Origin of the sequence: Celeribacter sp. PS-C1, from assembly GCF_019429625.1 — a bacterium.
Lineage (GTDB): Bacteria > Pseudomonadota > Alphaproteobacteria > Rhodobacterales > Rhodobacteraceae > Celeribacter.
In genome coordinates this window covers 49456-73831 of record NZ_JAHXRW010000015.1, presented here as the reverse complement: position 1 = coordinate 73831, position 24376 = coordinate 49456, and the positions used below count along the sequence as shown (strand labels likewise).

At 60.0% G+C, this 24376-nt stretch carries 23 protein-coding genes; 13 read left to right on the top strand and 10 right to left on the bottom strand.

The window, feature by feature from the left end; translation table 11 throughout:
• Positions 1 to 114: 114 nt before the first annotated feature.
• From bcp to J5Y17_RS17245, 5 genes are all read left to right on the top strand, one after another.
• Positions 115 to 573, top strand: a complete 459-nt coding sequence (bcp, locus tag J5Y17_RS17265; protein WP_219787004.1) for a thioredoxin-dependent thiol peroxidase — start codon at positions 115 to 117, stop codon at positions 571 to 573.
• A 10-nt stretch (positions 574 to 583) separates the two neighbouring features.
• A complete protein-coding gene (locus tag J5Y17_RS17260; RefSeq protein ID WP_219787002.1) occupies positions 584 to 1411 on the top strand; it encodes a ferritin-like domain-containing protein in 828 nt (275 codons plus the stop codon).
• A 376-nt stretch (positions 1412 to 1787) separates the two neighbouring features.
• Positions 1788 to 3092 carry a M23 family metallopeptidase gene (locus J5Y17_RS17255; RefSeq protein WP_219787000.1) on the top strand — a complete coding sequence of 435 codons (1305 nt, stop codon included), beginning with the start codon at positions 1788 to 1790 and terminating at the stop codon, positions 3090 to 3092.
• Positions 3082 to 3627, top strand: a complete 546-nt coding sequence (locus J5Y17_RS17250; RefSeq protein WP_219786998.1) for a polymer-forming cytoskeletal protein — start codon at positions 3082 to 3084, stop codon at positions 3625 to 3627. The genes J5Y17_RS17255 and J5Y17_RS17250 overlap by 11 nt, the downstream gene beginning before the upstream one ends.
• A gap of 108 nt (positions 3628 to 3735) precedes the next feature.
• Positions 3736 to 4236 (top strand): hypothetical protein, encoded by a 501-nt coding sequence (locus J5Y17_RS17245; RefSeq protein WP_219786996.1) that lies wholly within the window; start codon positions 3736 to 3738, stop codon positions 4234 to 4236.
• Between the two features lie 12 nt (positions 4237 to 4248).
• Here J5Y17_RS17245 and J5Y17_RS17240 read toward each other — a convergent pair whose 3' ends face one another.
• Positions 4249 to 4911, bottom strand: coding sequence for a hypothetical protein (locus tag J5Y17_RS17240; RefSeq protein ID WP_219786994.1), 663 nt, complete (start codon positions 4909 to 4911; stop codon positions 4249 to 4251).
• A gap of 149 nt (positions 4912 to 5060) precedes the next feature.
• On the opposite strand from J5Y17_RS17240, the gene J5Y17_RS17235 reads away from it, so the two are divergent.
• Entirely contained in the window at positions 5061 to 5960 is a 900-nt protein-coding gene (locus tag J5Y17_RS17235) for a DMT family transporter (RefSeq protein WP_219786992.1), read from the top strand.
• 3 nt (positions 5961 to 5963) lie between these two features.
• Here J5Y17_RS17235 and J5Y17_RS17230 read toward each other — a convergent pair whose 3' ends face one another.
• Positions 5964 to 6722: a DUF2189 domain-containing protein gene (locus J5Y17_RS17230; RefSeq protein ID WP_370628996.1), complete on the bottom strand. Its 759-nt coding sequence runs from the start codon at positions 6720 to 6722 to the stop codon at positions 5964 to 5966.
• A gap of 114 nt (positions 6723 to 6836) precedes the next feature.
• Positions 6837 to 8384 (bottom strand): divergent polysaccharide deacetylase family protein, encoded by a 1548-nt coding sequence (locus tag J5Y17_RS17225; RefSeq protein WP_219786989.1) that lies wholly within the window; start codon positions 8382 to 8384, stop codon positions 6837 to 6839.
• Between the two features lie 324 nt (positions 8385 to 8708).
• Between J5Y17_RS17225 and J5Y17_RS17220 the strand changes: the two genes are divergently transcribed.
• On the top strand, positions 8709 to 9296 hold the full coding sequence (locus J5Y17_RS17220) for an aminodeoxychorismate/anthranilate synthase component II (protein ID WP_219786987.1): 588 nt from the start codon (positions 8709 to 8711) through the stop codon (positions 9294 to 9296).
• A complete protein-coding gene (gene trpD, locus J5Y17_RS17215) occupies positions 9293 to 10309 on the top strand; it encodes an anthranilate phosphoribosyltransferase (protein WP_219786985.1) in 1017 nt (338 codons plus the stop codon). Before J5Y17_RS17220 ends, trpD begins: the two co-directional genes overlap by 4 nt.
• 136 nt (positions 10310 to 10445) lie before the next feature.
• Here trpD and J5Y17_RS17210 read toward each other — a convergent pair whose 3' ends face one another.
• The 6 genes from J5Y17_RS17210 to J5Y17_RS17185 form a co-directional block, all read right to left on the bottom strand.
• Entirely contained in the window at positions 10446 to 11840 is a 1395-nt protein-coding gene (locus J5Y17_RS17210; protein WP_219786983.1) for a TRAP transporter large permease, read from the bottom strand.
• A gap of 5 nt (positions 11841 to 11845) precedes the next feature.
• Positions 11846 to 12535 carry a TRAP transporter small permease gene (locus J5Y17_RS17205; protein WP_219786981.1) on the bottom strand — a complete coding sequence of 230 codons (690 nt, stop codon included), beginning with the start codon at positions 12533 to 12535 and terminating at the stop codon, positions 11846 to 11848.
• Between the two features lie 114 nt (positions 12536 to 12649).
• A complete protein-coding gene (locus tag J5Y17_RS17200) occupies positions 12650 to 13651 on the bottom strand; it encodes a DctP family TRAP transporter solute-binding subunit (RefSeq protein ID WP_219786979.1) in 1002 nt (333 codons plus the stop codon).
• Positions 13652 to 13930: 279 nt separating this feature from the next.
• Positions 13931 to 14932 (bottom strand): DctP family TRAP transporter solute-binding subunit, encoded by a 1002-nt coding sequence (locus J5Y17_RS17195; RefSeq protein WP_255572191.1) that lies wholly within the window; start codon positions 14930 to 14932, stop codon positions 13931 to 13933.
• A 148-nt stretch (positions 14933 to 15080) separates the two neighbouring features.
• Positions 15081 to 16310 carry a sigma-54 dependent transcriptional regulator gene (locus J5Y17_RS17190; protein WP_219786977.1) on the bottom strand — a complete coding sequence of 410 codons (1230 nt, stop codon included), beginning with the start codon at positions 16308 to 16310 and terminating at the stop codon, positions 15081 to 15083.
• Positions 16297 to 18078 (bottom strand): ATP-binding protein, encoded by a 1782-nt coding sequence (locus J5Y17_RS17185; RefSeq protein WP_219786976.1) that lies wholly within the window; start codon positions 18076 to 18078, stop codon positions 16297 to 16299. Before J5Y17_RS17185 ends, J5Y17_RS17190 begins: the two co-directional genes overlap by 14 nt.
• A gap of 73 nt (positions 18079 to 18151) precedes the next feature.
• Here J5Y17_RS17185 and J5Y17_RS17180 point away from each other — a divergent pair, with 73 nt between their 5' ends.
• Positions 18152 to 19333, top strand: coding sequence for a cytochrome P450 (locus J5Y17_RS17180; RefSeq protein WP_219786974.1), 1182 nt, complete (start codon positions 18152 to 18154; stop codon positions 19331 to 19333).
• 119 nt (positions 19334 to 19452) lie between these two features.
• Here J5Y17_RS17180 and J5Y17_RS17175 read toward each other — a convergent pair whose 3' ends face one another.
• A complete protein-coding gene (locus tag J5Y17_RS17175; protein WP_219786972.1) occupies positions 19453 to 20490 on the bottom strand; it encodes an MBL fold metallo-hydrolase in 1038 nt (345 codons plus the stop codon).
• A 216-nt stretch (positions 20491 to 20706) separates the two neighbouring features.
• Between J5Y17_RS17175 and trpC the strand changes: the two genes are divergently transcribed.
• The 4 genes from trpC (at position 20707) to lexA (ending at position 24335) form a co-directional block, all read left to right on the top strand.
• On the top strand, positions 20707 to 21507 hold the full coding sequence (gene trpC, locus J5Y17_RS17170) for an indole-3-glycerol phosphate synthase TrpC (RefSeq protein ID WP_219786970.1): 801 nt from the start codon (positions 20707 to 20709) through the stop codon (positions 21505 to 21507).
• The gene (gene moaC / locus J5Y17_RS17165) at positions 21507 to 21983 is read left to right on the top strand and encodes a cyclic pyranopterin monophosphate synthase MoaC (protein ID WP_219786968.1); all 477 of its coding nucleotides are present in this window, start codon (positions 21507 to 21509) and stop codon (positions 21981 to 21983) included. Before trpC ends, moaC begins: the two co-directional genes overlap by 1 nt.
• 1 nt (position 21984) lies before the next feature.
• On the top strand, positions 21985 to 23157 hold the full coding sequence (gene glp / locus J5Y17_RS17160) for a gephyrin-like molybdotransferase Glp (protein WP_219786967.1): 1173 nt from the start codon (positions 21985 to 21987) through the stop codon (positions 23155 to 23157).
• Between the two features lie 464 nt (positions 23158 to 23621).
• On the top strand, positions 23622 to 24335 hold the full coding sequence (gene lexA / locus J5Y17_RS17155; RefSeq protein WP_219786965.1) for a transcriptional repressor LexA: 714 nt from the start codon (positions 23622 to 23624) through the stop codon (positions 24333 to 24335).
• The last annotated feature ends 41 nt before the right edge of the window (positions 24336 to 24376 follow it).

The window sequence follows — 24376 nt, the reverse complement described above, 5'->3', positions numbered from 1 at the left end:
TTTTATGGGCTCTTTGACGGGATCGGTTTCATCTTGTCGCAAAGCGGCCTAAAACGAAACCGAAAGCCTCTGCAACGCGTAAAGCACTATGTCAGCAGATATGAGGAGACAAATATGCTTGATCTCGGCACCACAGCCCCCGACTTCACCCTGCCCCGCGACGGCGGCAGCGATGTGACCCTCTCCGATCTCAAAGGTCAGAAGGTGGTTATCTATTTCTATCCGAAAGACAACACCCCCGGCTGCACCACCGAAGCGCTGGATTTCACCGCGTTGAAATCTGAGTTTGAGGCGGCAGGTGTCGCGGTCTTCGGCATCTCGAAAGACTCGGTCAAAAAGCACGAGAACTTCTGCGCCAAACATGACTTGGGCATTCCGCTTTTGTCCGACGAGAACGGCACAGTCTGTGAGGACTATGGCGTTTGGGCGGAGAAAAAGATGTATGGCAAGACCTTTTGGGGCATCACGCGCGCGACCTACCTCATTGATGAGGAAGGCAAAATCGCGCAGGTCTGGCCCAAGGTGAAAGTCGCCGGCCACGCCGCAGATGTGCTTGAGGCCTCCAAGGCATGAGCCGCACAGAATGACCCTGACGCTTGCTGAAATGGCCGAGGCGGTGCTCCGCACCGCCAACGGTCGTGAAAAGACCGCCCTATCGCATAAATACGCAGCACTTTGGCGGGAAAGCCGCGCAGGCGGAACACCGATTCCGCTGGGCACAGCCACTCCGCCGATGCAGCCCGCACGGCCAGAGCGTCCGGAGCTCTTGAGCCCGCGCGACGTGCCGAAACGCAAACCCGGAAGCCCCGAAGGCCGTAAGGCGATCCTGCACGCCATTGCACATATCGAACTGAATGCCGTGGATTTGCATTGGGATATCGTCGCCCGCTTTACCGATATCGACATGCCGCTCGGGTTTTACGACGATTGGGTGAAATCGGCGGATGAGGAAAGCAAGCACTTCAATCTGGTCTGTGACCGGCTGGAGGCCATGGGGTCTTTCTACGGCGACCTGCCCGCACATGCCGGGATGTGGCGCGCCGCCGAGGACACAGCGGAGGACATCATGGGGCGGCTTGCGGTGGTCCCGATGGTGCTCGAAGCGCGCGGACTCGATGTGACGCCGGGGATGATCAAAATCTTCCAGAACGCCAAGGACCCCGAGACAGTCGCCGCGCTCGACGTGATCTACGCAGAAGAAGTCGGCCATGTCGCCTATGGCGCCAAGTGGTTCAACTTTCTCTGCGGACGTCAGGGAATTGATCCGAAAGAGGAATTCCACGCCCTCGTGCGTCGGTATTTTCCCGGCGGCACCAAAGCGCCCTTCAACGAGGAAAAGCGTGCAGAGGCTGGCATGCCACCGGATTTCTACTGGCCGCTGGCCGAGGAATTGCCGCCCGCCTGGAGCTGACCGCACCCGCCGGACGCCTTGGGACCACTGCATCTCTGGTGCGGCAGGCGGTCGCGGCAGGGGCAGAAACGCCCATCCTGCGACCGCTAACATAGGCAAGAAACCGCCAACAATTAGTCATTTCCCGCTGATCTTCCGCGCATTCGCCAAAGAAAAGGGCAAAAACGTTGCCCCATCAGGAAAGCTTCGCTAACAGGTGTGCAACCGCTTGCAGGAAGGGGAAAATGTCCGCTTGAGACGGAGATCACCCCTACGGGGTAAATGATGCAAACGGTGCAGGTGCGGTCCAGATCGCCCCTGCCCGGGTTATGCGACTGCAAAGCGGATGAGGGATGGACATTGAGGACGGTTTGGCTCGGCCACGACGAACAACACCATGATTTATAAGCTCAACCACATGCTTGAGCGCAGCTTCCCGGAACGCCGGGTGTTTCTGCGCTCGGACAACGACACCCGCTATCTTCGGATCAGCCCGCTGACGCAGCTTGTGGCCTTTTCAGGCTCCACCATCTTCGCCGCCTGGCTGATCATCGCCACGTCGATCCTTTTGATGGACAGCATCGGATCGGGCAATCTGCGTGAGCAATCCGGACGCGATCTCGTCTTGTTTGAAAACCGCGTCGCCGAATTGGCTCATGAGCGCGACATGCGTGCCGAAGAGGCCGCCGCCGCCCAAGCCCGCTTCAACACCGCGCTCGAACAGATCTCCGTGATGCAATCGCAACTGCTGGCCTCCGAGGAGCGTGTGCGTGAATTGGAAACCGGCGTCGAGGTGGTGCAGGCGAATCTGCGTAAAGCGTTGAAAGCCCGCGACGAAGCCGAGGCCGACAAAGTGCAGCTCGTCGCGCAGATCAATGGTGAGAACGGCGCACAGAACGGGATGAGCGCGCAAGAGGTCGAGGCCACGGTCGACGTGCTGACCAGCGCGCTGGCAGATACTGCCGCCGAGCGTGACGATATGGTGATCTCCGCCAGCGAAGCGCTGCGGATGGCCGATGCGCTGGAAACCGACCTGCGCCTGATGGAAGAAAAGAACGACCGGATTTTCTCGCAGCTCGAAGACGCCGTGACGATCTCGGTCGCGCCCTTGGACAAGATGTTCAAATCGGCCGGTATGGACCCGGAAAACCTCATCGCCACGGTGAAAAAGGGCTATTCCGGTCAGGGTGGCCCGCTGACGCCCATCACATTCTCCACCAAAGGGGGCATGGTTGATCCGGATTCGATGCGCGCCAATGCGATCATCGACAAGATGGACCGACTGAACCTCTACCGCATTGCGGCGCAAAAGGCGCCCTTTGCCCTGCCGCTCCAAGGCGCCTTCCGCATGACCTCCCCCTACGGCCCGCGTTGGGGTCGGATGCATGAGGGTCAGGACTTTGCTGCCGCTTACGGCACACCGCTTTATGCCACCGCCGACGGCGTCGTGACCTTTGCCGGCTGGCAGTCGGGTTACGGGCGTCTGGTGAAGATCCAACACGAATTCGGCATCGAAACCCGCTATGCACACCAATCGCAAATAATGGTGAAAGTCGGGCAAAGGGTCTCGCGCGGCGAGCAAATCGGTGCTATGGGAAATTCTGGCCGTTCCACCGGCACGCATTTGCACTATGAAGTGCGCGTAGGTGGCAAGGCCGTCAATCCGATGATCTACATTAAGGCTGCCAACGATGTTTTCTAAAAGCAGGATCAACGAACCGGGCCCGAAACAGGGCGAGGACGTGAAGAAACCCGAAGCGGCGGCTGCAAAGCCCGCCATGCCGAAGTCTCCGGCCCCCGATTTCGCCGCACCTGCGTCGAAGCCGAAACCGCCGGCCTCCGTGCTGTCCTCGGACCTGACCGTGACCGGAAACCTGAAAACCTCCGGTGACATTCAAATCGAAGGCACCGTCGAGGGCGACATCCGCGCGCATCTTCTGACCGTGGGCGAGACCGCGATGATCAAGGGCGAAGTGGTTGCCGATGACGTGGTCGTCAATGGCCGCATCGTGGGCCGCGTGCGTGGCTTGAAAGTCCGCCTGACTTCGACCGCGAAAGTCGAAGGCGACATCATCCACAAAACGATCGCCATCGAATCTGGCGCTCATTTCGAGGGCTCTGTGCAACGCGCCGACGATCCGCTGGCAAATGGCTCCAAGCCCGCCGCTCCGGCCTCTGCTGCCGCACAGACCTCCGCCGCCGTGTCCCAAGCGACCGCGGCCGCCAAAGGCGAATAAGCCCAGCAGGCATCTCAATGCGAAAGGCGGTCCTCGGGCCGCCTTTTTTCGTGCTTGATCAGCGCTCCCCCCTCCTCCATCGTGCAATCACATAACACCGGAGTTCTCATGCCTGCCGAAGCCCTGCGCCAGCTTGAAAAAGTGAAAAACCTTTATCTGTCGGATTTTCGCATGGGGCGCATGAACGAACGTCGCCTGACGGTGATTTTTGATGAGGGCATCGAGGGCGAGCCGGATCAGATCAAGAGCGGCAATTCGGTAATCGACGATCTTCTGGGCAAGGCCAAGGTCATCGAGGTCCGCCCCGGATCGCGTCGCTTCACGCTGCGCTTCGAGGATTACGTATCCTTCAAGATCACCGATGAGACCTTCACAAAGCCCGAAGACGCCCCCGCGCTGGAGGAGAAAACTCCGGCCTCGCTCTTTCGCGAAAACCCCTCCGCCGTGTTCCTGCGCCATGTGAAAGAGTGGACGATCTACGAGGATTACCACGCCGACAAGATGCACCACTACTGCGTCGCAGCACTCAACCATGTGCTAGAAGTCGTCACCACAGTGCCGCCGCTGGTGGAGATGCAGGTGCTGACCGAGGCGGATTTTTCGGAGTGAGATTTCTGCTGACTAGGAAATAGAACGAACTTTCCGCGCCAAATCAAAATATGCGAGGCTAACGAGTAAGGTCGCCATAGACCATAAATACCGGCCAATAATCGACACCTCTTCCCGGTTCATATTCGAAAAGAAGAGAGACCGCCTTAATGTTGGAATAAGTTTCAACTGAAATATTTTGAAGCCACTTTTTCGTCTGGCCCGAAGTAAGCCAAGGCTCCGCAGTATGAATAAGCAAAACGTCAATCTCCACACCAGCTCCACACCAGATTTTTGGTACTTTTCAGCTTTCTTAGAGATTATTTCGTTTAACTTTGTTTCAAATCTTTGCTGCGACCATTGCATATCTAGAAACAATCGCCCCGCATGTGGCGATTCATTTTTTGATGCTCTCTGCTTGTGGTCTTGTTCAATCAATTGAACCAACTCAACCCCTTGCTCTCTACCTGCAATCTTGGCGTAAAAGTCAGGCGGATCATTGGCGTTCGCCTTGAGATCAAGAATTTCAATTCCGTATTCATTTCTAATAGCTTCACACCATTCCTCGAATGTGCTGCATTCTACAATTCGTTTGTCATCACTATTTTCGTAATTGAAAACTCCTGCATAGCCGTGGCCTTTGTTCATAATCCTTACCCATCTTTTTAACCCTTGAATTTCGTCATCATCGTCCATTTATAGCGCTCCTAGAATTTGGCTGAGTTAGAGGTAGGCACTCATTGTTCGAACACCAAGTTCGATACTCCACTTGATCGAGCTATGACTTCCCCCTTGTCACATCGCGCCCCCTCCGCCATGGTCACGCGTCACGACCCGGAGGCCCCATGCCTAAATCTCCCGACCACACCGCCCTGAACGCTGGCAATCTCAAAGGTGCGCTTTTGATGGTGCTGTCCATGGCGCTGTTTTCGCTTGAGGATATGGCGATCAAACAGGCCGCCACGCATTTGCCGGTGGGGCAGATTCTCACGATTTTCGGCCTCATCGGCACCCTGGTCTTTGCCCTACTGACATTGCGACGCCGCGAGCGGGTGGTGCATCCGGTGATGGCCGAGCGCGTCATGGTGATCCGCGCGGGGTTCGAGGTGTTAGGCCGGGTGTTCTTCACCCTCTCGCTCGCGCTCACGGCGCTCTCCACCACATCGGCGATCCTACAAGCAACGCCGCTCATGGTCGCCGCCGCCGCCGTGGTGATCTTTCGCGAGCCTGTGAGCCTCACCCGCTGGGCGCTGATCGCTTTGGGATTCATTGGCGTGCTTTTGGTGATCCGTCCGGGCCTCGACGGTTTCTCGCCGCTGTCCATTCTGGCCGTTCTCGGCATGATCGGTTTTGCGGGCCGCGATTTGGCCACGCGCGCGGCCTCCCCCGTTCTCTCCTATGCGCAACTGGGCGTCACCGGATTCGCCGCGCTGATCCTGTCGGGTCTATTGCTATCGCTCTGGGACGGCTATTGGATTTTGCCCGATCTCAAAGATCTCGCTTTTGTTGCTCTGGCCTCCGCCGTGGGCGTCGCGGCCTATACCGCGCTCACCATGGCGATGCGCATGGGCGAGTTGTCCGTCGTCACCCCGTTTCGTTACACGCGGCTGTTGTTCGCGATGATCCTAGGTGCTCTGGTCTTTAACGAGCGCCCCGACGCCTTGGAGCTTTTGGGAGGCGCCGTGATTGTTGGCGCGGGCGTCCTGTTGATGTTGACCTCGCGCGGACGACGCAAGGCCAGATAAGCCTCAGGTGAGGGCACGCCGGTAAAGATGCCATGTGGCGTGGCCGAACACCGGCAGCGTCACAAACAGACCCAGAAACAGCGGCACCATCGACACAAGCGTTACGGCAGCGATCAAAGCGGCCCAGACCAGCATGACAAACAGGTTCTCCCGCACTACCCGAAGCGACAGAAGCATAGCGGTGACGAAATCGACTTCCTTGTCCAGAAGATGCGGCAGGGACGTCACCGTCAACGAAAACAAGATAAAGGCCAAAATGCCGCCGACCGCGAGCTCCACCGCAATCATGGTCACCCCGTTCGCCGTCAAGAAGACATCATAAGACGACGAGATATTGGTCATCACCGACAGCCCCATGAAGAGCGCGAAAATCATATGGGCGAGGAAGGACCAGAACAGCACGTAAATGACGATGATCGCGCCCATCCAGGGGATTTGCCGGTCACGCTCGGCCATGACCACGCCGAGGACCTTATACCAATCCATCGCACCGCCCCGGTCGAGCCTGCGCGACACCTCATAGAGGCCCACGGCGGCGAATGGGGCGAACAGCGGAAAGGCCAGAGAGAAAGCAAAGGTCCAAAGCACCGTGCCCGCGCCGAAAATGATAAAGCCAAGCCCGATCAGCACATAGACGGCGGCAAAGAACCCGCCAAACATCGGAGCGCGCCGGTAGTCCTGCCACCCCGCCGCCAAAGCCGCGCGCAAATCCGCAAGGCTCAAACGTGCCACATCGGGCAACGGCGCAGCGGCCGCAGTCATTTCTGTCATAATTCCCTCCCTGCCGGCTGAGCCGGTCCTTGGGAGAGATTGGATGACAAAATGTCGCACCCTGTCAAGCGCGGCGGGACTTCCCGCTGCGCAAAGCGGATCGGATCAAAGCGGAGAACGGCTCAAGAGGTAAGACAGCGGCACCATGGTCACGGTCGCGGCGCGGTTGCCAAGCGACCATTCCGCCAGTGCCTTAATCGTGTCGGGTTTCGAGCGCCCCAGAAGTATCACCGTCTTGCCCGTCCCGGCCTGAAACGCCGCCTGATCGAGGAAGCGTTTCATCGCCTCCACATCCTGCGAACGCCCGTCAAAGTCGCGGAACACGAGGCCCGCAGGGGCTTTGACCCGCTGGGCTTCCTGTTCGAGCGCATTGAGACCACGCGGGAAGGTCACCACGCCACGCCCGCTTTCTTGGGCTGAGGCCACGACCTGTGCCGCGACCTGACGCGAGCTTTGGAAGGTGCCGGAGGGGACATCGAGGAATCCGATGGACACGGGCACCAACTCGGCGGCCTGTGTCAGCGTCACGGCGGCGTCTTGCGGTGTCGCGCCTTCGGGCAGAGACACCATGGACAACACTTCGAGCCCTTTGTCGCGATAAGACATCGCGCGCTCGCCCGCCCGTGTGGCCAGCGCATCGACCGCGAAGGTGACCGGAAACGGGAGGTTCGAGATCGCCGCATCTGCCGGATCAAGCTGGGCAATGTCGACAAGAATGACGCTCATGACCGGACCGGTGGGGATTTGGTTGAAATCGGCGGAATAGGCCAAAAGCGCGGGCAAGTCGTCGGCCATGACGACCGGCGCGCCCGCGCCGGAAGCAGTCTCGGGCGCGGTAGAGATCGACGGCAGGCGTGACGACACGCGGTTGTCCTGACGGTCGGTGAACGAGCCAACTTTGCGCCCCGGCAATGCTTCGTCCGAAGAAGGAGGGATCCCGAGGATGCCCGTGCCCGCGCCGGATGCCATTTCTGAACCCGAAGCCATGTCTGGCGCCGTCTCAGGAGCCGTATTTTGGGGGGCGATTTGGGGCGTGCGCGCCGAATCCATCTCGATCTTCTTCGGCATCGCGGGGGCTGTCGGCGTTTGATCCACACCTTCGGGCACCGCGGTTCCCGGCAGGGTCTCTTCAGTCACTGGCAGGCTGTCGGCCCCCGAAGCTTCGGGCGCCATGGCTTGCGGTGGGGTCAGCACGGGGCTGGTTTCTGGTGTCTCGATCCCAGCCAGCACCTCTTCGGTTTCCGGCGTCTGAGGCCCGGTTGGAATCTCCACCTCAGGGGCCGTGGCGACTTCTGTCGCTGCCTCGGGCGTCGCGTCGGCTTCGGTCTCGGGCATCGCAACCTCAGGCTGCGCGCCGGAGCGATCCGGCTCTGCCGCGGGACTCTCGGCGATGATCGCGGGGCTGTCTTCGGCCACGGGGGCCTCCGGCTGGGCCATCTCAGGCGCGCTCGGCTCAGGTTTGATCTCTTGAGCAATCTCGGGCGCATTTGCAGGCTCGCTCTCAGGCTTGATCTCGGGCGCAGCCGTAGGCATGTCCTCAACCGGCGCAGAGGACGTCACTTCGATGGGGGCAATCACTGCATTGGCCACCGTCAGGATGCCGAATCCGACAATCGTGCCCCAGATCAACCCCGTGAGTATTCCGCGCCCCATTCGGTGCTCCTTCGCCTGTTCGATAAGGGACTGCGGGTCCCCATTGCCCCGGCTTTATATCCGGCTTTTCCCGATCATATGCCGGGCTTTAATCAGTCTCAACGCCTAAGCAAACCCTCGCCTGCCCGCGTGTTTTTCCGATCACGCCTCGCGCCCCGTTCAACAGGCGCTCTTCAATCAGCCCTTAGGCGCGTTCTGAACATGCCCGACCTCTTGACCCTGTGCGGCCCTTGTGAACATGTATAACCCGGCTTCGGGGCGGGATCATCCCCCTTTGAAGCTCGTTTCACCCCCTTGCGCAAACGCGCCGAAAGGATCGCCAACATGCTGCTGCTGATCGATAATTACGACAGTTTCACCTACAATCTCGTCCATTACATCGGCGAATTGGGGTGGCAAGCCAATGTGGTCCGCAACGACGCGTTGAATGTGCAGGAAGCCATGGCTCTGAAACCCTCCGGTATCGTGCTGTCGCCGGGGCCCTGCACGCCGAAAGAGGCGGGCATCTGTGTGCCGCTCATCCATGCCGCCGCCGATGCAGGCATTCCGCTCTTCGGCGTCTGCCTTGGGCATCAATCCATCGGCGAAGCCTTTGGCGGCGATGTTGTCCGCTGTCATGAGATCGTTCACGGCAAAATGGGCGAGATCTACCACGAGGGCAAAGGCGTCTTTGCCGGTCTGCCCTCGCCGCTTCAGGGCACGCGCTATCACTCGCTGATCGTGGATCGCGCCACCCTGCCCGATTGTCTCGAAGTCACAGCCGAGCTGAAAGACGGCACCATCATGGGCATGCGGCACAAAACCCTGCCCATCGAAGGCGTGCAATTCCACCCGGAAAGCATCCGCTCCGAACATGGCCACGACATGTTCAAAACCTTCCTGAGCCAGCTGAAAGAGGACGAACCGGCATGAGCGACGCGATGAAACCCCTGATTTTCGCCGCCTCCGAAGGCCCTCTGAGCCACGCGCAGGCCGAACAGGCCTTTGAGCTTTTGTTCAAGGGCGAGGCCACGCCCGCGCAGATGGGCGGCCTTTTGATGGCGCTCCGGGCGCGGGGCGAAGCGGTCTCCGAATATGCCGCCGCCGCCAAGGTTATGCGCGATCACTGCATCCCGGTGAAAGCCCCCGAGGGCGCGATGGACATCGTTGGCACCGGCGGTGACGGGCTTGGCACGCTGAACATCTCCACCGCCACCGCCTTTGTCGTTGCGGGCGCAGGTGTGCCAGTCGCCAAACACGGCAACCGCAACCTCTCGTCCAAATCGGGGGCGGCAGACGCCATGTCCGTCAATGGCATCAATGTGATGGTCGGACAAGACGTGGTCGAAAAGGCTCTCGCCGAGATCGGCATCGGCTTCATGATGGCGCCGATGCACCACCCGGCGATGAAATATGTCGGCCCCGTGCGCGTCGAACTGGGCTGCAAAACCATCTTCAACATCTTAGGCCCGCTGACCAACCCGGCAGGCGTCAAACGCCAGCTCACGGGTGCCTTCGCCCCCGATCTGATCTGGCCGATGGCCGAGGTGCTCCAAATGCTCGGCTCCGAGAAGGCCTGGCTGGTCTACGGTCACGAGGGCATGGACGAAGTGTCGATTACCGGCGCGACCTCTGTGGCGGCTCTGGAGAATGGCGACATCCGCTCGATGGAACTCCACCCCGAGGATGCAGGTCTTCCGGTACATCCGCTCAAGGACATACTCGGCGGCACGCCCGAGGAAAATGGCAAGGCGCTTCGGAACTTGCTTATGGGTGAAACCGGCGCCTACCGTGACGCTGTGCTGATGAACGCCGCCGCCGCTTTGGTGGTCGCCGACAAGGCCGCCACCCTCAAGGAAGGCGTCGAAATTGCGGCTGAGAGCATCGCCTCCGGTGAAGCGCTCAAGAAACTCGATGCGCTGGCGGCGCTAACGTCTCACACCTAACCGCTTCTTCTTAGTAAAAATACTCACGGCGCGCCCTCTCAACAGGACGCGCCGTTTTTATTTGAGTATTTTCCCCGCAATGAAGACGTAAAAAGGGGCCCGGAGGCCCCTTTTCTTATCCATATCGAACATTTCGTCAGTTCGTGATGATCTCCGGCCCCATCAGCGTCGTGGGCAGGTAGGTCGAGATCGCGGGCACATAGGTGACAAGGATCAGGAAGACGAAGAGGATCGCGAGGAACGGCAGGGCGGCGCGGACCACGGCCATCATCGGCATCCCGGCAACGCCCGAGGTGACGAAGAGGTTCAGCCCCACAGGCGGCGTGATCATGCCGATCTCCATGTTCACCACCATGATGATGCCGAGGTGGATCGGATCGACGCCCAACTCGATGGCGATCGGGAACACCAGCGGTGCGACGATCACGATCAGGCCCGAGGGTTCCATGAACTGGCCACCGATCAAGAGGATCACGTTGACCATGATCAGGAACATGATCTTGCCGAAGCCCGCCGACAGCATCGCCTGGGCGATTTGCTGCGGAATTTGTTCGTCGGTCAGCACATGTTTCAGGATCAGCGCGTTGGCGATGATAAACATCAGCATGATCGTAAGCTTGCCCGCATCGAACAGCGTGTGGCGCGTGTCCTTGTGGAAGAAGGCCGTGACCAGCGCGTAGGGTTTGCTCATCAACGAGGTCGGCCCGGTGCCATCGCGATCTGCCAGCGGCCCCATGTCACGATAGACAAAGGAAGCCACGAGGAAGGCGTAGATCGAGGCCACAGCGGCGGCTTCGGTCGGCGTGAAGATCGCGCCCGTCACACCCGGCACACCGTAAATGCCGACCATGATGATGACGATGAGCATGAGGCCCCAGAAGGCTTCGCGGAACGCGCGCCCGATTTCGCTCCAACCAGCCCATTCACCTTTCGGCAGCTTTTTGATCCGTGCGATCACGTAGATCGCCAGCATCAGCATGGTGCCAGCCAAAAGGCCCGGAATAACGCCCGCGAGGAACATCCGGCCAACGGAGACGTCGGTGGCGGAGGCGTAAACCACCATCACGATGGAGGGCGGGATCAGGATGCCCAAGGTGCCTGCGTTAGCAATGACACCGGCGGCGAAGTCTTTGGTGTAGCCCATTTGGCGCATCGCAGCGATGACGATGGAGCCGATGGCGACCACGGTCGCGGGCGACGAGCCGGAAAGTGCGGCAAAGATCATACAGGCAAAAACGCCCGCAATCGCCAGACCACCATGGAAATGCCCCACACAGGCGATGGCAAAGCGCACAATGCGTTTGGCCACGCCGCCCGTCGACATGAACGAGGAGGCAAGAATGAAGAACGGAATGGCCAGAAGCGTATAGTGCCCGGCCATCGCCTGATAGAGCGACTGCGCCACGGAGGCCAGAGAGGTGTCCGAGAACACCAAAAGGAAGATCATGGAGGAGAGGCCGAGAGAGACCGCGATCGGCACGCCGATCAGCAGGAGGCCAATGACCATGACAAAGAGAAAGACGACATCCATTGGGGTTATTCCTCGTATTCGCCGTGCGCCACGCGCTCGACTTCGTCTTCGGCCTCGTGAGAGACGATCAGGGAGTGCTGTGTGCCTTTGAGAATGCGGATGGTGGCCTGCACCACGCGCAGAAGGATCAGCGCCGCCGAGAAGGGAATGATGAAATAGGGCACTACGCGGGGCAGCTTGTCATAGCTGTCGCCATAGTTGATCGCGTCCTCAAGCCAGCGGAAAATGCCCAGCATCGGCACCTGATCGGTGACATAGAATGCCCGGTCGCGCACCCCCTCGGTGAAGCCCAGCGGGAACCAACGACCCTCGGTCGGCTGCAATGCCGCAAAGGGAGCCCAGTAGTCCCAAGCGCCTTTCATCAGGAGACCCGCATAGGCCAGACAGGCAATGGCGGAAATGATGGCGAGCACCCGCTGACCGCGCGACGGCAGGATGTTGATCACCGCGTCGACGCCCAGATGCGAAGTCTTTTTGAACCCGTAGGAAATCCCCAGAAGCACGAGCCAGGCGAAGAGGATCAGCACCACTTCAAGGCCCCAGATCAGGGAATGGTTGAACACATAGCGCAGCACCACGTTTACGAAGGTGATGAGCGTCATAAGCCCGAGGATCAGCGCGATGATGTTTTCTTCGAGCCCGTCAAAGAACCGCGCTGTCGCCGTTTTCGGCTGATTATCTTGGTATTGTGTCATGATGAGTGACCCCTTTTGCCCCTCCGGTCTGCACGCCGCAGACCCATTCACCCGAAAGGGTGCGAACGAGGCCCCGTCCCGCAGGCAGGGCCCCGTCAATCGTGTCAAACGCGCTTAGTGTTTGGCGTTGATTTCTTGTGCCAGCGCGATGTTGTCGGCGCCCACGTCGCCTTCGAACTCGGCCCAAACCGGCTTCATCACATCGACCCAAGCCTGACGCTGCTCGTCGCTCAGCTCGCGGATCACACCGCCGGCGTCCAGCACGGCCTGACGGTTGTCGGCGTCGACTTCGGCGATGGCGGCGTTCCGGTCGGCGGTCACTTCATTCATGATGGTGGCGAGCTGGTCGCGGATGTCGGCGTCCAAGCCTTCCCACCAATCAACGGAGGTCACGACCATGTAGTCAAGGAGACCGTGGTTGGTCTCGGTGATGCCGTCTTGAACTTCAAAGAATTTCTGGCCGTAGATGTTGGACCAGGTGTTTTCCTGACCGTCCACAACGCCGGTTTGCAGCGCGCCGTAGACCTCGGAGAAGGCCATCGGCTGCGGGGAGGCGTCGAGCGCGTTCATCTGCGCAACGAGCACGTCGGAGGGCTGCACACGGAACTTGAGACCGGCGGCGTCACCCGGCTCCAGAAGCGGCTTGTTGGCGGAGAATTGTTTCAGACCGTTGTGCCAGAAACCAAGGCCCAACAGACCACGACGCACCATGGCCTCTTTCATGTTCTGACCGGCCTCGGAGGATTGGAACTCTTCCACGGCGTCCATGTTTTTGAACATGAAGGGCAGATCGAAGATGCGGTAAACTTTGGAGAAGGTCTCGAATTTCGACAGCGACGGAGCCGCCATCTGAACGTCGCCCTGAAGCATCGCCTCGAGCACCTGATCGTCGTTGTAGAGCGTGGAGTTCGGGTAGACCTCGACACAGACCTTGCCGTCCATCTCAGCGTTCACGCGTTCCATGAACAGGTTGGCGGCGATGCCTTTGGGGTGCTTGTCGGTGTTGGTGACGTGGCTGAACTTGATCACCATTTCGCCGTCGTCACAGGCGGCGAAAGCGGTGGTAGCGGTCACGGAAAGCGCAAGGGCCGTTGCAGCGGTTGCGAGAAATTTCATGGGTATCCTCCCTGTCATGAAATCGAAAGATCTGGCGCATATCGGGACGGAACGGCCCCGACAGGCTCTTGGCAGAGAAAACAAAGCGCTTCACTTTGCATCAAGGGGAGGTGAAGAAATGTTAAAAATTTCTTGAAAACCCTTTAATGTCAGCATGTTAAGAGAACGCAAAAATGCATATCGGCCATGCGTCCAACGCAAGTGTGCGATTTTCCGCACGCAAGAAAATTGCGCATGTGCGGAAAATCGCACAGATCGACTCAAGAGGTCGTTCTGCGATCAATGCCGCGCATTGATCTCTTGGGCGGCGGCGATGTTCTCGGCACCGACTTCTTCTTCGAAGATCGCCCAGACGGGTTTCATCGCCTCGACCCAGGCCGTCCGCTGGTCTTCGGTCAGTTCGCGCACGACACCACCAGCATCGAGGATGCCCTGTTTCGCTTCCATGTTCACACGCTCGGACTCCCCGTTACGGGCCACAGTCACCTCATGCAGGATGGTGCCGAATTGCGTGCGCACATCCTCGGGCAGGCTGTCCCACCAATCGACCGAGGTCACGACCATATAGTCAAGCAGCAGGTGGTTGGTTTCCGTCACACCGTCCTGCACCTCGAAGAATTTCTGACCATAGATGTTGGAATAGGTATTCTGCTGGCCGTCGACCACGCCGGTCTGAAGCGCGCCGTAAACTTCGGGGAAAGCCATCGGCTGCGGATTGGCCTTGAGCGCGCGCATCTGTTCGATGATCACCTCGGCAGGTTGCACCCGCATCTTGAGCCCTTCGAGGTCTTCCGGCATCTGAACCGGACGGTCCGCCGTGATCTGTTTCAGGCCATTGTGCCAGAACTCCAGCCCCAAGAGGCCACGCCGCACCATTCCTTCTTTCATCGCCTGCCCGGTTTCCGAGTTTTGGAACTCGTCGACAGCCTCGATGTTCTTGAACATGAACGGCAGATCGAAAATCCGGAATTGCTTGGTGAAGGTTTCGAATTTCGACAGCGACGGCGCCGCCAGTTGCACATCGCCCTGAAGCATCGCCTCAAGCACCTGATCGTCATTGTAGAGGGTAGCGTTCGGATACATCTCCATACAGGCCTTGCCGTCCATCTCGGTATTCACCCGCTCCATCAGCAGCGAAGCTGCGATGCCTTTCGGGTGTTTGTCCGTGTTGACGATATGACTGAACTTGATGACGATCTCGCCCGGATCGCAGGCCGCAAAGGCCGTTCCGGCAGACGAAATGATGGCGCTGGCGGCCAGCGCGCAAGTCAGAAATTTCATGATGTACCTCCCATAAGTCCATCCCGGATCACTCCCATCCGGGTCGGGGACAGGTGACAGATCGCACCGAATTTAAGCAAGGTATCAGGTGATGCTTTTGCAGTTTGCAACGCGCATCGTAGGTAGGAACGGCGCGCCGGTGGCGGCCTTAGCGATACACCTCCGCCTTCACCCCATGCCGCGTCAGCTTGTCATAAAAGGTCTTGCGCGGCAGTTTCAGGCCCTTCGCCGCCTCAGTCGCATTTCCGTGGTGACGTTGCAGCGCCGCGATCAACAAGGACCGCTCGACCTGCGCCAGTTGTTCGGCCAAGCCCAGTTCCTCCTGCGCCTCGCCTTCCGTCAGCCCCATTGCAAAGCGCATCGCCGCGTTCATCAGCGAGCGCGCATTGCCAGGCCAATCCTGTGCCAAAAGGTTTGAAATGACCTCAGAGGTGATCTCTGGCACCGGAAGGTCCGATTGCTCGCAAGCGATGTTGACGTAGTGGCGAAACAGCACCGGAATGTCCTCGCGGCGCTCGCGCAGTGGCGGGATGCGGATCACGGCGGCCTCCAACCGATAGAACAGATCGGGCGAAAACCGCCCTTCCCGTGCCGCCTCGCTCAGATCGGCATAGGTCCCGGCGATCAGGCGCGGACGATCGTGGCTTTCCAACTCTTCCAAAAGCGCGAATTGCGCGGGTGACGACAGGCCAGCAATCTCATCGAGAAACACGGAGCCGCCTTTCGCGGCCGCAAATGCCTGCGACAGGGTCTCGGCCGTCATGGCAGAGGCCGGGTATTTGACGAAGGGCGCCATGGAACCCGCCGACAGGAGATGCACCACCTCGGCCATTTTCGCGGTTCCCACCCCCGGCTCGCCGGTGACCAACACATCGGCGGCAGAGCGCGCCACCGCGCGGGCCTCTTCGCGCATGCGTTTCGACAGATCGGAAGAGCCGCGCAAGAGCCGCGCGGCGGCGTCGCCCTGTTCGACCTGTCGTTTGAGGCGGCGGTTTTCCAACACGAGAGAGCGGGTTTTCAAAGCCTTTTCGACGACAGCGATCAAGTCCTGTGGCGCGCAGGGTTTTTCAAGGAAATCAAACGCACCTTCGGAAATGCCGCGCACCGCCATGGGCACGTCGCCCTCGCCGGTCAACAAAATCACCGGAAGTTCCGGATCGACTGATTGCGCAAAGGCCAAAAGCGCAAAGCCGTCCTTGCCGGGCATGCGGATGTCGGAAACCACAACGCCGGGAAAGTCGCGAGAAATGTGATCCTTGGCCTCAATGTAGCTGCCCGCAAGCGTGGCGCTGAGATCAGCTAACTCCAACGTCTGCCCCAGCGCTTCGCGCACGGAGGCATCGTCATCGACCAGAAGCACGCGATCAATATGTGGCATCAAGGCTCTCCTTTTGCGGCTCACCCCTTATGGCGGGCTGCAATTCTATGGTGAACACGGCCCCACCGCCAGATCGGTTCTCACCGCGAATCCGCCCGCCGAAGCTCTGCACAAGCCCGTAGGAAATCGACAGGCCAAGCCCCATGCCCTCAGAAGCGCCAACCTCTTTGGTGGTGTAGAACGGGTCAAAGATTTTCTCCGGCTCGGAAATGCCGGGGCCGCTGTCAGAAATGGTGAGCCGCGTGGGATCTCCGGGAGAGAGCCGAATTTCAATCCGTTTGTCTGACGCATCGCTCATGGCGTCAACGGCATTGGACAGGAGGTTCATCACCACCTGCTGCAAGCGCACTTCACCGCCCCGAACCCAGACCTGCGCCCCGGGTGTCCAGTCGAGTGTCACACCCGCGTTGGAGATTTTCGCCTGCGTCATTTCCAATGCGGCCTCGATCACGCTGGTCAATTCCACATCCGTGATCGTCTCAGGCTCTTGGCGGGCAAAAGCGCGCAGGTTCTTGATGATCCGCCCCATGCGGCGGGCAAGTTCGGAAATGCGGCCGAGATTGTCAGCGGCCTTCTGCGGATTTTCACGCTCCAGAAAGGCCTGCGCATTTTCCGCAAAAGACCGGATCGCCATCAGTGGCTGGTTCAATTCATGGCTGATCCCCGCCGACATTTCGCCCAGCGCAGAGAGCTTTCCGGCCTGCACCAGATCGGCCTGCGCGCGTTTGAGGCGGGCTTCGGCCTCGTGGCGTTCGTGGACCTCATGTTGCAACTCGCGGTTGGCCAGTTCCAAGGCCTCGGTCCGCGCTGCGACACGGGCCTCCAGCCGCGCGTTGGCCTCCGCCAAGGTGCGCCGCCGCTCCTTGGCAAAAAACAGGAACGCCGCGAAAACAAGCGCGAGCGCAGAGGCCATTCCGGCTTGCAGCCCCGCCATCGACAGAACTGGGCGCAAATCCATGAGCAACTCCGCCTCTAACCCCACAACTGGCAGTGGCTGCGTCAGGTGCAAAGCGGGCGACGGGATGTAGGGCCCGGCTTGATGGCGCCAGATGTCATGGTCGGAGACGGTATACCTGTGGGTCACGGGCAAGGGCCCGGCACTGCCGCCGCGCAAGACAAGTTCGGAGCGATTGGTGACAAAGACCACGCCGTATTGATCGGTGAAATAGATCGCCGAGGCCTCGGTCGGCCAGCCCCATTCCAACAGCCCGATGTCGACATTGACCACCACGGCGCCCCGCGCGGGTCCACCGGGGGAAAACACGGGCGCTGCAAAGACGTAGCGCCTGCGTCCCTCAAGATCGACGAAATGCGCGACGCCCAAGGCCCCGTCCATCGCCCGGGTCACAGCTGCGCGGGCGCCCGTGGGCAAGCGGGTTTCTCCGGCGGTGGCCAAAACCTGCCCCGCGCCGCCGATCACCATCAGAGAATGCGCGCCGGTCTTGTCGGACAACCCTTGCAACAGATCCGAAGTCGCCTGCTTCGGGCTGTCACCGGGCGCTTGCGCAAAGACCAATGCCAGAACCGTCGGGTGATCCGAAAGAAACACCGCCAATTCGCGATATCGTTGCAACCCGGTGGTCAGCCGATCGGAGGCGAGCGCCAAGTCAGAAGACCCGCGTTCGCTGGCCTGATCCAATTCGGCGCGAAAACTCAGGACAAAAACCGAAAGCCCCAAGAGGGCCACGGCCAAAACCCCGCCCAGCGCCCAGAACAGGCGATGGCGCGGCGGCGCAGGGGCATCATCTGGGAGAGCGGTCTTGTCCATCATCGGCCTTTCATGGAGACAGAGTAGAAAACCCCGCTTGCAAAGGAAAGCGCTTCGCAGTCAAAGAGGGGTTATGAAACGTTTTTCCTGCGCCCCGAACGATCCCACCTTTGTCCAGAACCCCTACCCGTTTTACGACCAACTGCGCGCTGGTGGTCGAATGGTGTTCTGGGAGGAACTGACCCTGCCGGTGATTGCGGGCTATGACGGGGTGTCGATGGCGCTGCGGGACAATCGCTTTGGGCGTCAGGCGCCTGAGGGGTTCGCGCCCGACATACCGGACCATCTGCGCGCCTTTTACGACATTGAAGATCATTCGATGCTGGAGCTAGAAGGCGAACGACACCGTCGGCTGCGGTCTTTGGTGTTGCGCGCGTTTACCTCGCGCCGGATCAAGGCGCTGGTCCCGGATCTCGAAGAGATCGTTGACGACCTGATGGATCGCTTTCCCGAGGGTGAGTTCGACCTCATGCCCACGTTTGCGAAAATGGTGCCGGTTCGGATCATCTGTCGCCTTTTGGGCGTGCCCGAAGAGATGTCGGAGCAGCTTTTGACATGGTCCAACGCCATGGTCGCGGTTTACACCCCGACCCGCACGCGCGAAATCGAAGAGGCCGCCTCACAAGCCGCCACGGAGTTCTCCGACTTCATGCGCGCCTATGTCGAGACGCGCCGTTCACAACCGGCGGACGATCTGATCACCTCGCTCATTGCGGCGGAATCCGAGGGCGAGAAACTGACCACGGATGAGCTGATCACCACCTGTATCCTTTTGCTAAACGCGGGCCATGAAGCGACGGTGCACAGCCTTGGCATCGCGGTGAAAACGCTTTTGGAGCATGAGACGCCGCGGGACCTTCTCTCGGACGAGAAGATCGACGGCACCATCGAAGAATTGCTCCGCTTTGACCCGCCGCTGCACCTATTTCAGCGCTGGGTTTACGAGGATACGACTTTCCTTGGCCAAGAGCTGAAACGCGGTGACAAAATCGGGCTTTTGCTGGCCGCCGCCAACCGCGACGAAGACACGTGGGACGATCCCAATCGTTTTGATCCGAGCCGCAAGGTGAAACAGAACGCAGCTTTCGGCGCGGGCATCCATTTCTGCGTTGGTGCGCCGCTTGCTCGGTTGGAAATGCGCGTCGCCCTGCCCCGGTTGTTCGAACGCTGTCCAAATCTGCGCCTCACCAAACCGCCACGCTATGCCGACACATGGCACTTCCACGGGCTCGCAGAACTGAGGGTCACGACCTAATCCACGCAAACATTTAAGACCAAACAAAAAACGCACCGGGATCGTCTCCCGGTGCGTCTTTGTTTTAACCCCTCTGGCCCTGGTCCGTGACCAAAGAGGTGCCTGATAAGTGGCCCGCCTTAGCGGTAGGAGAACATGTACATGCCCACGAGTTCGGCGTTCTTCGGCGTGGCGTATTCGAACCCGTAGTACTCACCGTATTTCGGACGCAGCACGTTGGTGGCGTATTTGCCGACCTCTGCGATCCAGTTCGACAGATACGCGGTGTGGGCGTTCAGCTCTTCGGGAGCCTCGATACCGGCACCCCACGGCACGTTGCCAAGTGCTTCACCAACGGCGGCTTCGAGATCGTCGAGGAAGGTCTGATAGAACTCCACATCAGCGCGCGAACCGACGTTGCCGTGGCCACCCGACAGGTAGTCCCATTCCAGATCGCCGATGTGGTCGATCATGTCGGAATATCCCATGTAGCCTTCGGCGCCTGCAAAGGACCAGAACGGCGGCTGATCCGGGTTGATCACGTCCGGCACATGCACAACGCCGGTGCCTTCGAGCACATACATGGCGTGGTCATGAGCATGGGCGGTCTCGGCGAAGGGCACAACGCGAACGGTCATGTCCTCAAACGCAAAGCTGTTGACGTCCGAGGGGATGATCTCTGTCGGGCTCGGAATGTTGGAGCCGGTCTCACCCATCACTTCCACGGTGGCGTCGGTCGCAATGACACGGGCATCGGGGAAGCTCTCCAGAAGCTTGCCAGCATCGGCGATGTGGTCGGCGTGGTCGTGGGAGTAGAGGATCGCGGTGATCGGCAGGTCGGTCACCTCGGCAACGGCGGCTTTGAGCGTGTCAGCGCGGCCTTCGAGCGCGTCGATCATCAGGACGCCTTCGTCACCGACGTAAAAGATCGTGCCGTAGAACTGACGCTGGTAGAAATACACGCGGTCCGTCAGCTTTTGCAGGATGTAGTCCTGAGAAACGTTCTTGGTGTAGAGGTTTTCGATTTTCTCGCCCGGTGCGAGGGCATCGGTGGCGGATTCGGCGACATAGGTGGCACCGACCGTCGAGGGGGCTTCCTGAATACCTTGTGCGAAGGAGGGCGTTGCCAGAGCAAGACCGAGCGCCAGAGCGGAGGTGAGCGTTTTGATGCGGAACATGGGTGATCTCCAAGCTGTATTTTGTAACGTTTTCATTTGGTTGCGAAAGGTTTGCGGTGTTGCGCCCCTTCGATGAATAGAGATTACGAAATCCAAACTAACAACAAAATGGTCTTATTGTTGAATGACTATCCTCAATATGTTCTCAATAATCCCTCTGTGTCTCTACACCATTGCCATCTTCCCTTACTTCGCGCCGCCCTGTATCAAGTGCGCATGTCCAATGTTCTCGATAAAATCAAAGCCTATAAGCTCGAAGAAGTCGCCAGCGCGAAAGCCGCCGTGGCGCTTTACGATCTTGAGGCGCAGGCCGCCGAGCAAAGCCCCACGCGAGGCTTTGCCACCGCATTGCAATCCGCCGCGCGCACAGGCTACGGCCTGATCGCGGAGGTCAAAAAGGCCTCCCCGTCCAAGGGCCTCATCCGCCCGGATTTCAACCCGCCCGCCATCGCCCGCGCCTATGAGGCCGGCGGTGCGACGTGCTTGTCCGTCCTGACCGACACGCCGTCGTTCCAAGGCTCGCCGGAGTTTTTGAAACAGGCCCGCGCCGAGGTCTCGCTCCCGGTGCTGCGCAAAGACTTCATGTATGACACCTATCAGGTGGCCGAGGCCCGCGCTTGGGGCGCCGACGCAATCCTTATCATCATGGCCTCCGTCGAAGACGGGCTGGCCGCCGAATTGGAAGACGCGGCCTTTGGCTACGGCATGGATGTGCTGATCGAGGTGCATGATGCCAAGGAGCTGGAGCGGGCGTTGAAACTCAAATCCCCGCTGCTGGGGGTCAACAACCGCAACCTGAAGACCTTTGAGACGACACTCGACACCACGCGTGAGCTGTCGAAACTGTCGCCTGCGGATCGGACGCTGGTCTGCGAAAGCGGGCTGTTCACGCCCCAAGACCTCGCCGATATGGCCGACTACGGCGCGCGCTGTTTCCTCATCGGCGAAAGCCTGATGCGTCAGGACGATGTTGAGGCCGCGACCCGCGCGTTGCTTGCCAATCCGGTGCCAGCCTGATGGCGGAGCTCACGCATTTCGACGGGGAGGGCAACGCCCATATGGTCGATGTGTCGGACAAGGCGGTGACTGACCGCCTCGCCACCGCCGAAAGCGCCGTGAAGATGACGCCGGAAACGCTGGCGCTCGTCACCGAAGGCACGGCGAAAAAGGGCGATGTTCTGGGAGTCGCGAGACTGGCGGGCATCATGGGGGCGAAACGCACTTCTGATCTGATCCCGCTGTGCCACCCGCTGCCGATCACCAAGGTGACGCTCGATCTGGAACCGGACGCCACCTTGCCGGGCATTCGCATTCGCGCCACCGTCAAGACCTCTGGTCAAACGGGTGTCGAGATGGAAGCCCTGACCGCCGCCAGCGTCGCGGCGCTGACCGTCTACGACATGCTCAAAGCCGCCGAGAAGGGCATGGAGATCGTCCAGACACGGCTCTTGCGCAAAGAAGGCGGCAAATCCGGCATCTACGAGAGAGACTGACATGATTTCCGTTCAGGACGCCCTCGCGCATTTGTTTGCGCTTTGCACGCCATTGGACAATGAGACCGTGCCTTTGCGCGCGGCCTCGGGTCGGGTTCTGGCCGAAACCGCAATGGCGCGTATGGTGCAGCCGCCTTTTGATGCCTCCGCCATGGACGGCTATGCGGTGCGCGATGCCGACACTACCGAGGGCGCGGGTTTTGAGGTGATTGGAGAAAGTGCCGCCGGACATGGGTTTTCCGGCACTGTGAGCCAAGGCAGCGCCGTGCGGATTTTCACCGGTGCCCCCCTGCCCGCAGGCGCCGACCGCGTGATCATCCAAGAGGACGTCACCCGCGAAGGCAACCGCATCACGCTCACCTGCACGCCCTCTGACAATCGCAATATCCGTCCCGCCGGCAATGATTTCGGCCCCACAGATGGCCTGTCTGCACCCCGCCGCCTGTCCCCGCAGGACGTCGCACTTCTGGCCGCGATGAACCATGCCGAGGTTTCCGTCGGGCGTCGTCCTGTCGTGGCGATCATTTCGACGGGCGATGAATTGGTGTTGCCGGGCGAAACACCCCGCCCCTCGCAAATCATTGCGTCCAACGCCTTTGGATTGGCCGCCATGGTCGAACAGGCGGGCGGCATCGCACGCATGCTGCCGATTGCGCCCGATGACATGACCCTGCTGCGCGCGACCTTCGAGATGGCGATGGAGGCGGATGTGATCGTCTCGATCGGCGGTGCCTCGGTGGGCGATCACGATCTGGTTGGCAAGGTGGTCGAAGAACTGGGCATGGAACGCGCCTTTTACAAAGTCGCCATGCGCCCCGGCAAACCTCTGATGGCCGGGCGTCTGGGAGACACCGTGATGCTGGGCCTGCCCGGCAATCCGGTCTCCGCGATGATCACGGCTAAGCTGTTCATGGTGCCGGTGATTGGCGCGCTTCAGGGGCTGCCCCCGCAACCCGCGCCGCGCCAGAAAGCCGTGCTGTTGCAACCCGTGTCTGACAATGGCCCGCGTGAACATTACATGCGCGCCATTTTGACAGCAGAGGGTGTTCAGCCCTTCGCCCGTCAGGACAGCTCGCTTTTGTCGATCCTTTCCAACGCCAACGCGCTTTTGGTGCGCCCACCGCATGATCCGGCGCGTGAGGTAGGCGAGACGGTGGATGTGATCTCCCTCTAAGCCCCGAACCACCCTGACGGGCAGCGCAGTGCATATTCCTGCGCCCAACATTTCCGTTTTAACCTCGCCTTAACCAACTTCCCGCCAAGCTCAGCGCAACGCCGCATCATAGCGGCACATGCGCAAAGGCAGCGTTTGACGCGCGTGTTGGATTAGGGACAGGACAATTGACACATTTCGAGAACAGCGGTAGAACATTATCAGAACATAGAGCTAAACCCATCTGGGGTTTGACCCATTCTGGCGGCCCTGTACGGTTTCATCGCAGCAGCGTTGCGGTGCAGGAGCGACCAAACGGGCATGTGGTGACGGGCCGACCGCCGAAAATGCGTATATCGGGGGCGATTCCCCCGGTCCCTGTGCATTGGGTGTCTTCGGACCACCATGAGGCTAAGGGTCAGGCGCCTATTGAAGCGGAAAACACCCCCGGGAGACAAAACCGGGGCGACGAGAGGAACGAGCCGATGCTGACGAAAAAGCAACTCCAGCTTTTGGAGTTCATCAACACACGAATGCAGCGTGACGGGGTGCCGCCGTCTTTCGACGAAATGAAAGAGGCGCTCGATCTGCGCTCCAAGTCGGGCATTCACCGGCTGATCACCGCGCTCGAAGAACGCGGGTTTATTCGTCGTCTGGCGCATCGCGCGCGTGCCATCGAGATCGTGAAACTGCCCGAGAGCCTCGGCGGTGCGCCCTCGGCGCCGACCTCTGGCGGGTTCAGCCCGCGTGTGATCGATGGCGACCGCCCGGACACCCCGCCGCCCGCAGCCGCGCTCGATATCGAGACCGTCACCGCAATCAACCTGCCGATCATGGGCAAAATCGCAGCTGGTGTTCCGATCGAGGCGGTGTCCGACGGTGCTGTGAATGTCGCAGTGCCGGGGTCTATGCTCTCGGGGCGCGGCAATCACTATGCGCTTGAGGTCAAAGGCGAATCCATGATCGAGGCCGGGATCAACCATGGCGACATCGTGGTCATTCGTGAAACCAGCCAAGCCAAAGACGGCGACATCGTCGTTGCCATGGTCGAAGGCTACGAAACCACGTTGAAACGCTACAAACGCCAAGGCGACATGATTGCGCTCGAAGCCGCCAACCCGGCGTTTGAGACCCGTGTGCTGCCCTCCGATATGGTCGAGGTGCAGGGCAAACTGGTCGGTCTGATCCGAAGCTACTGACACAACTCAATGAGTTCGCTCGGAAAGCGCCGCACATTCCC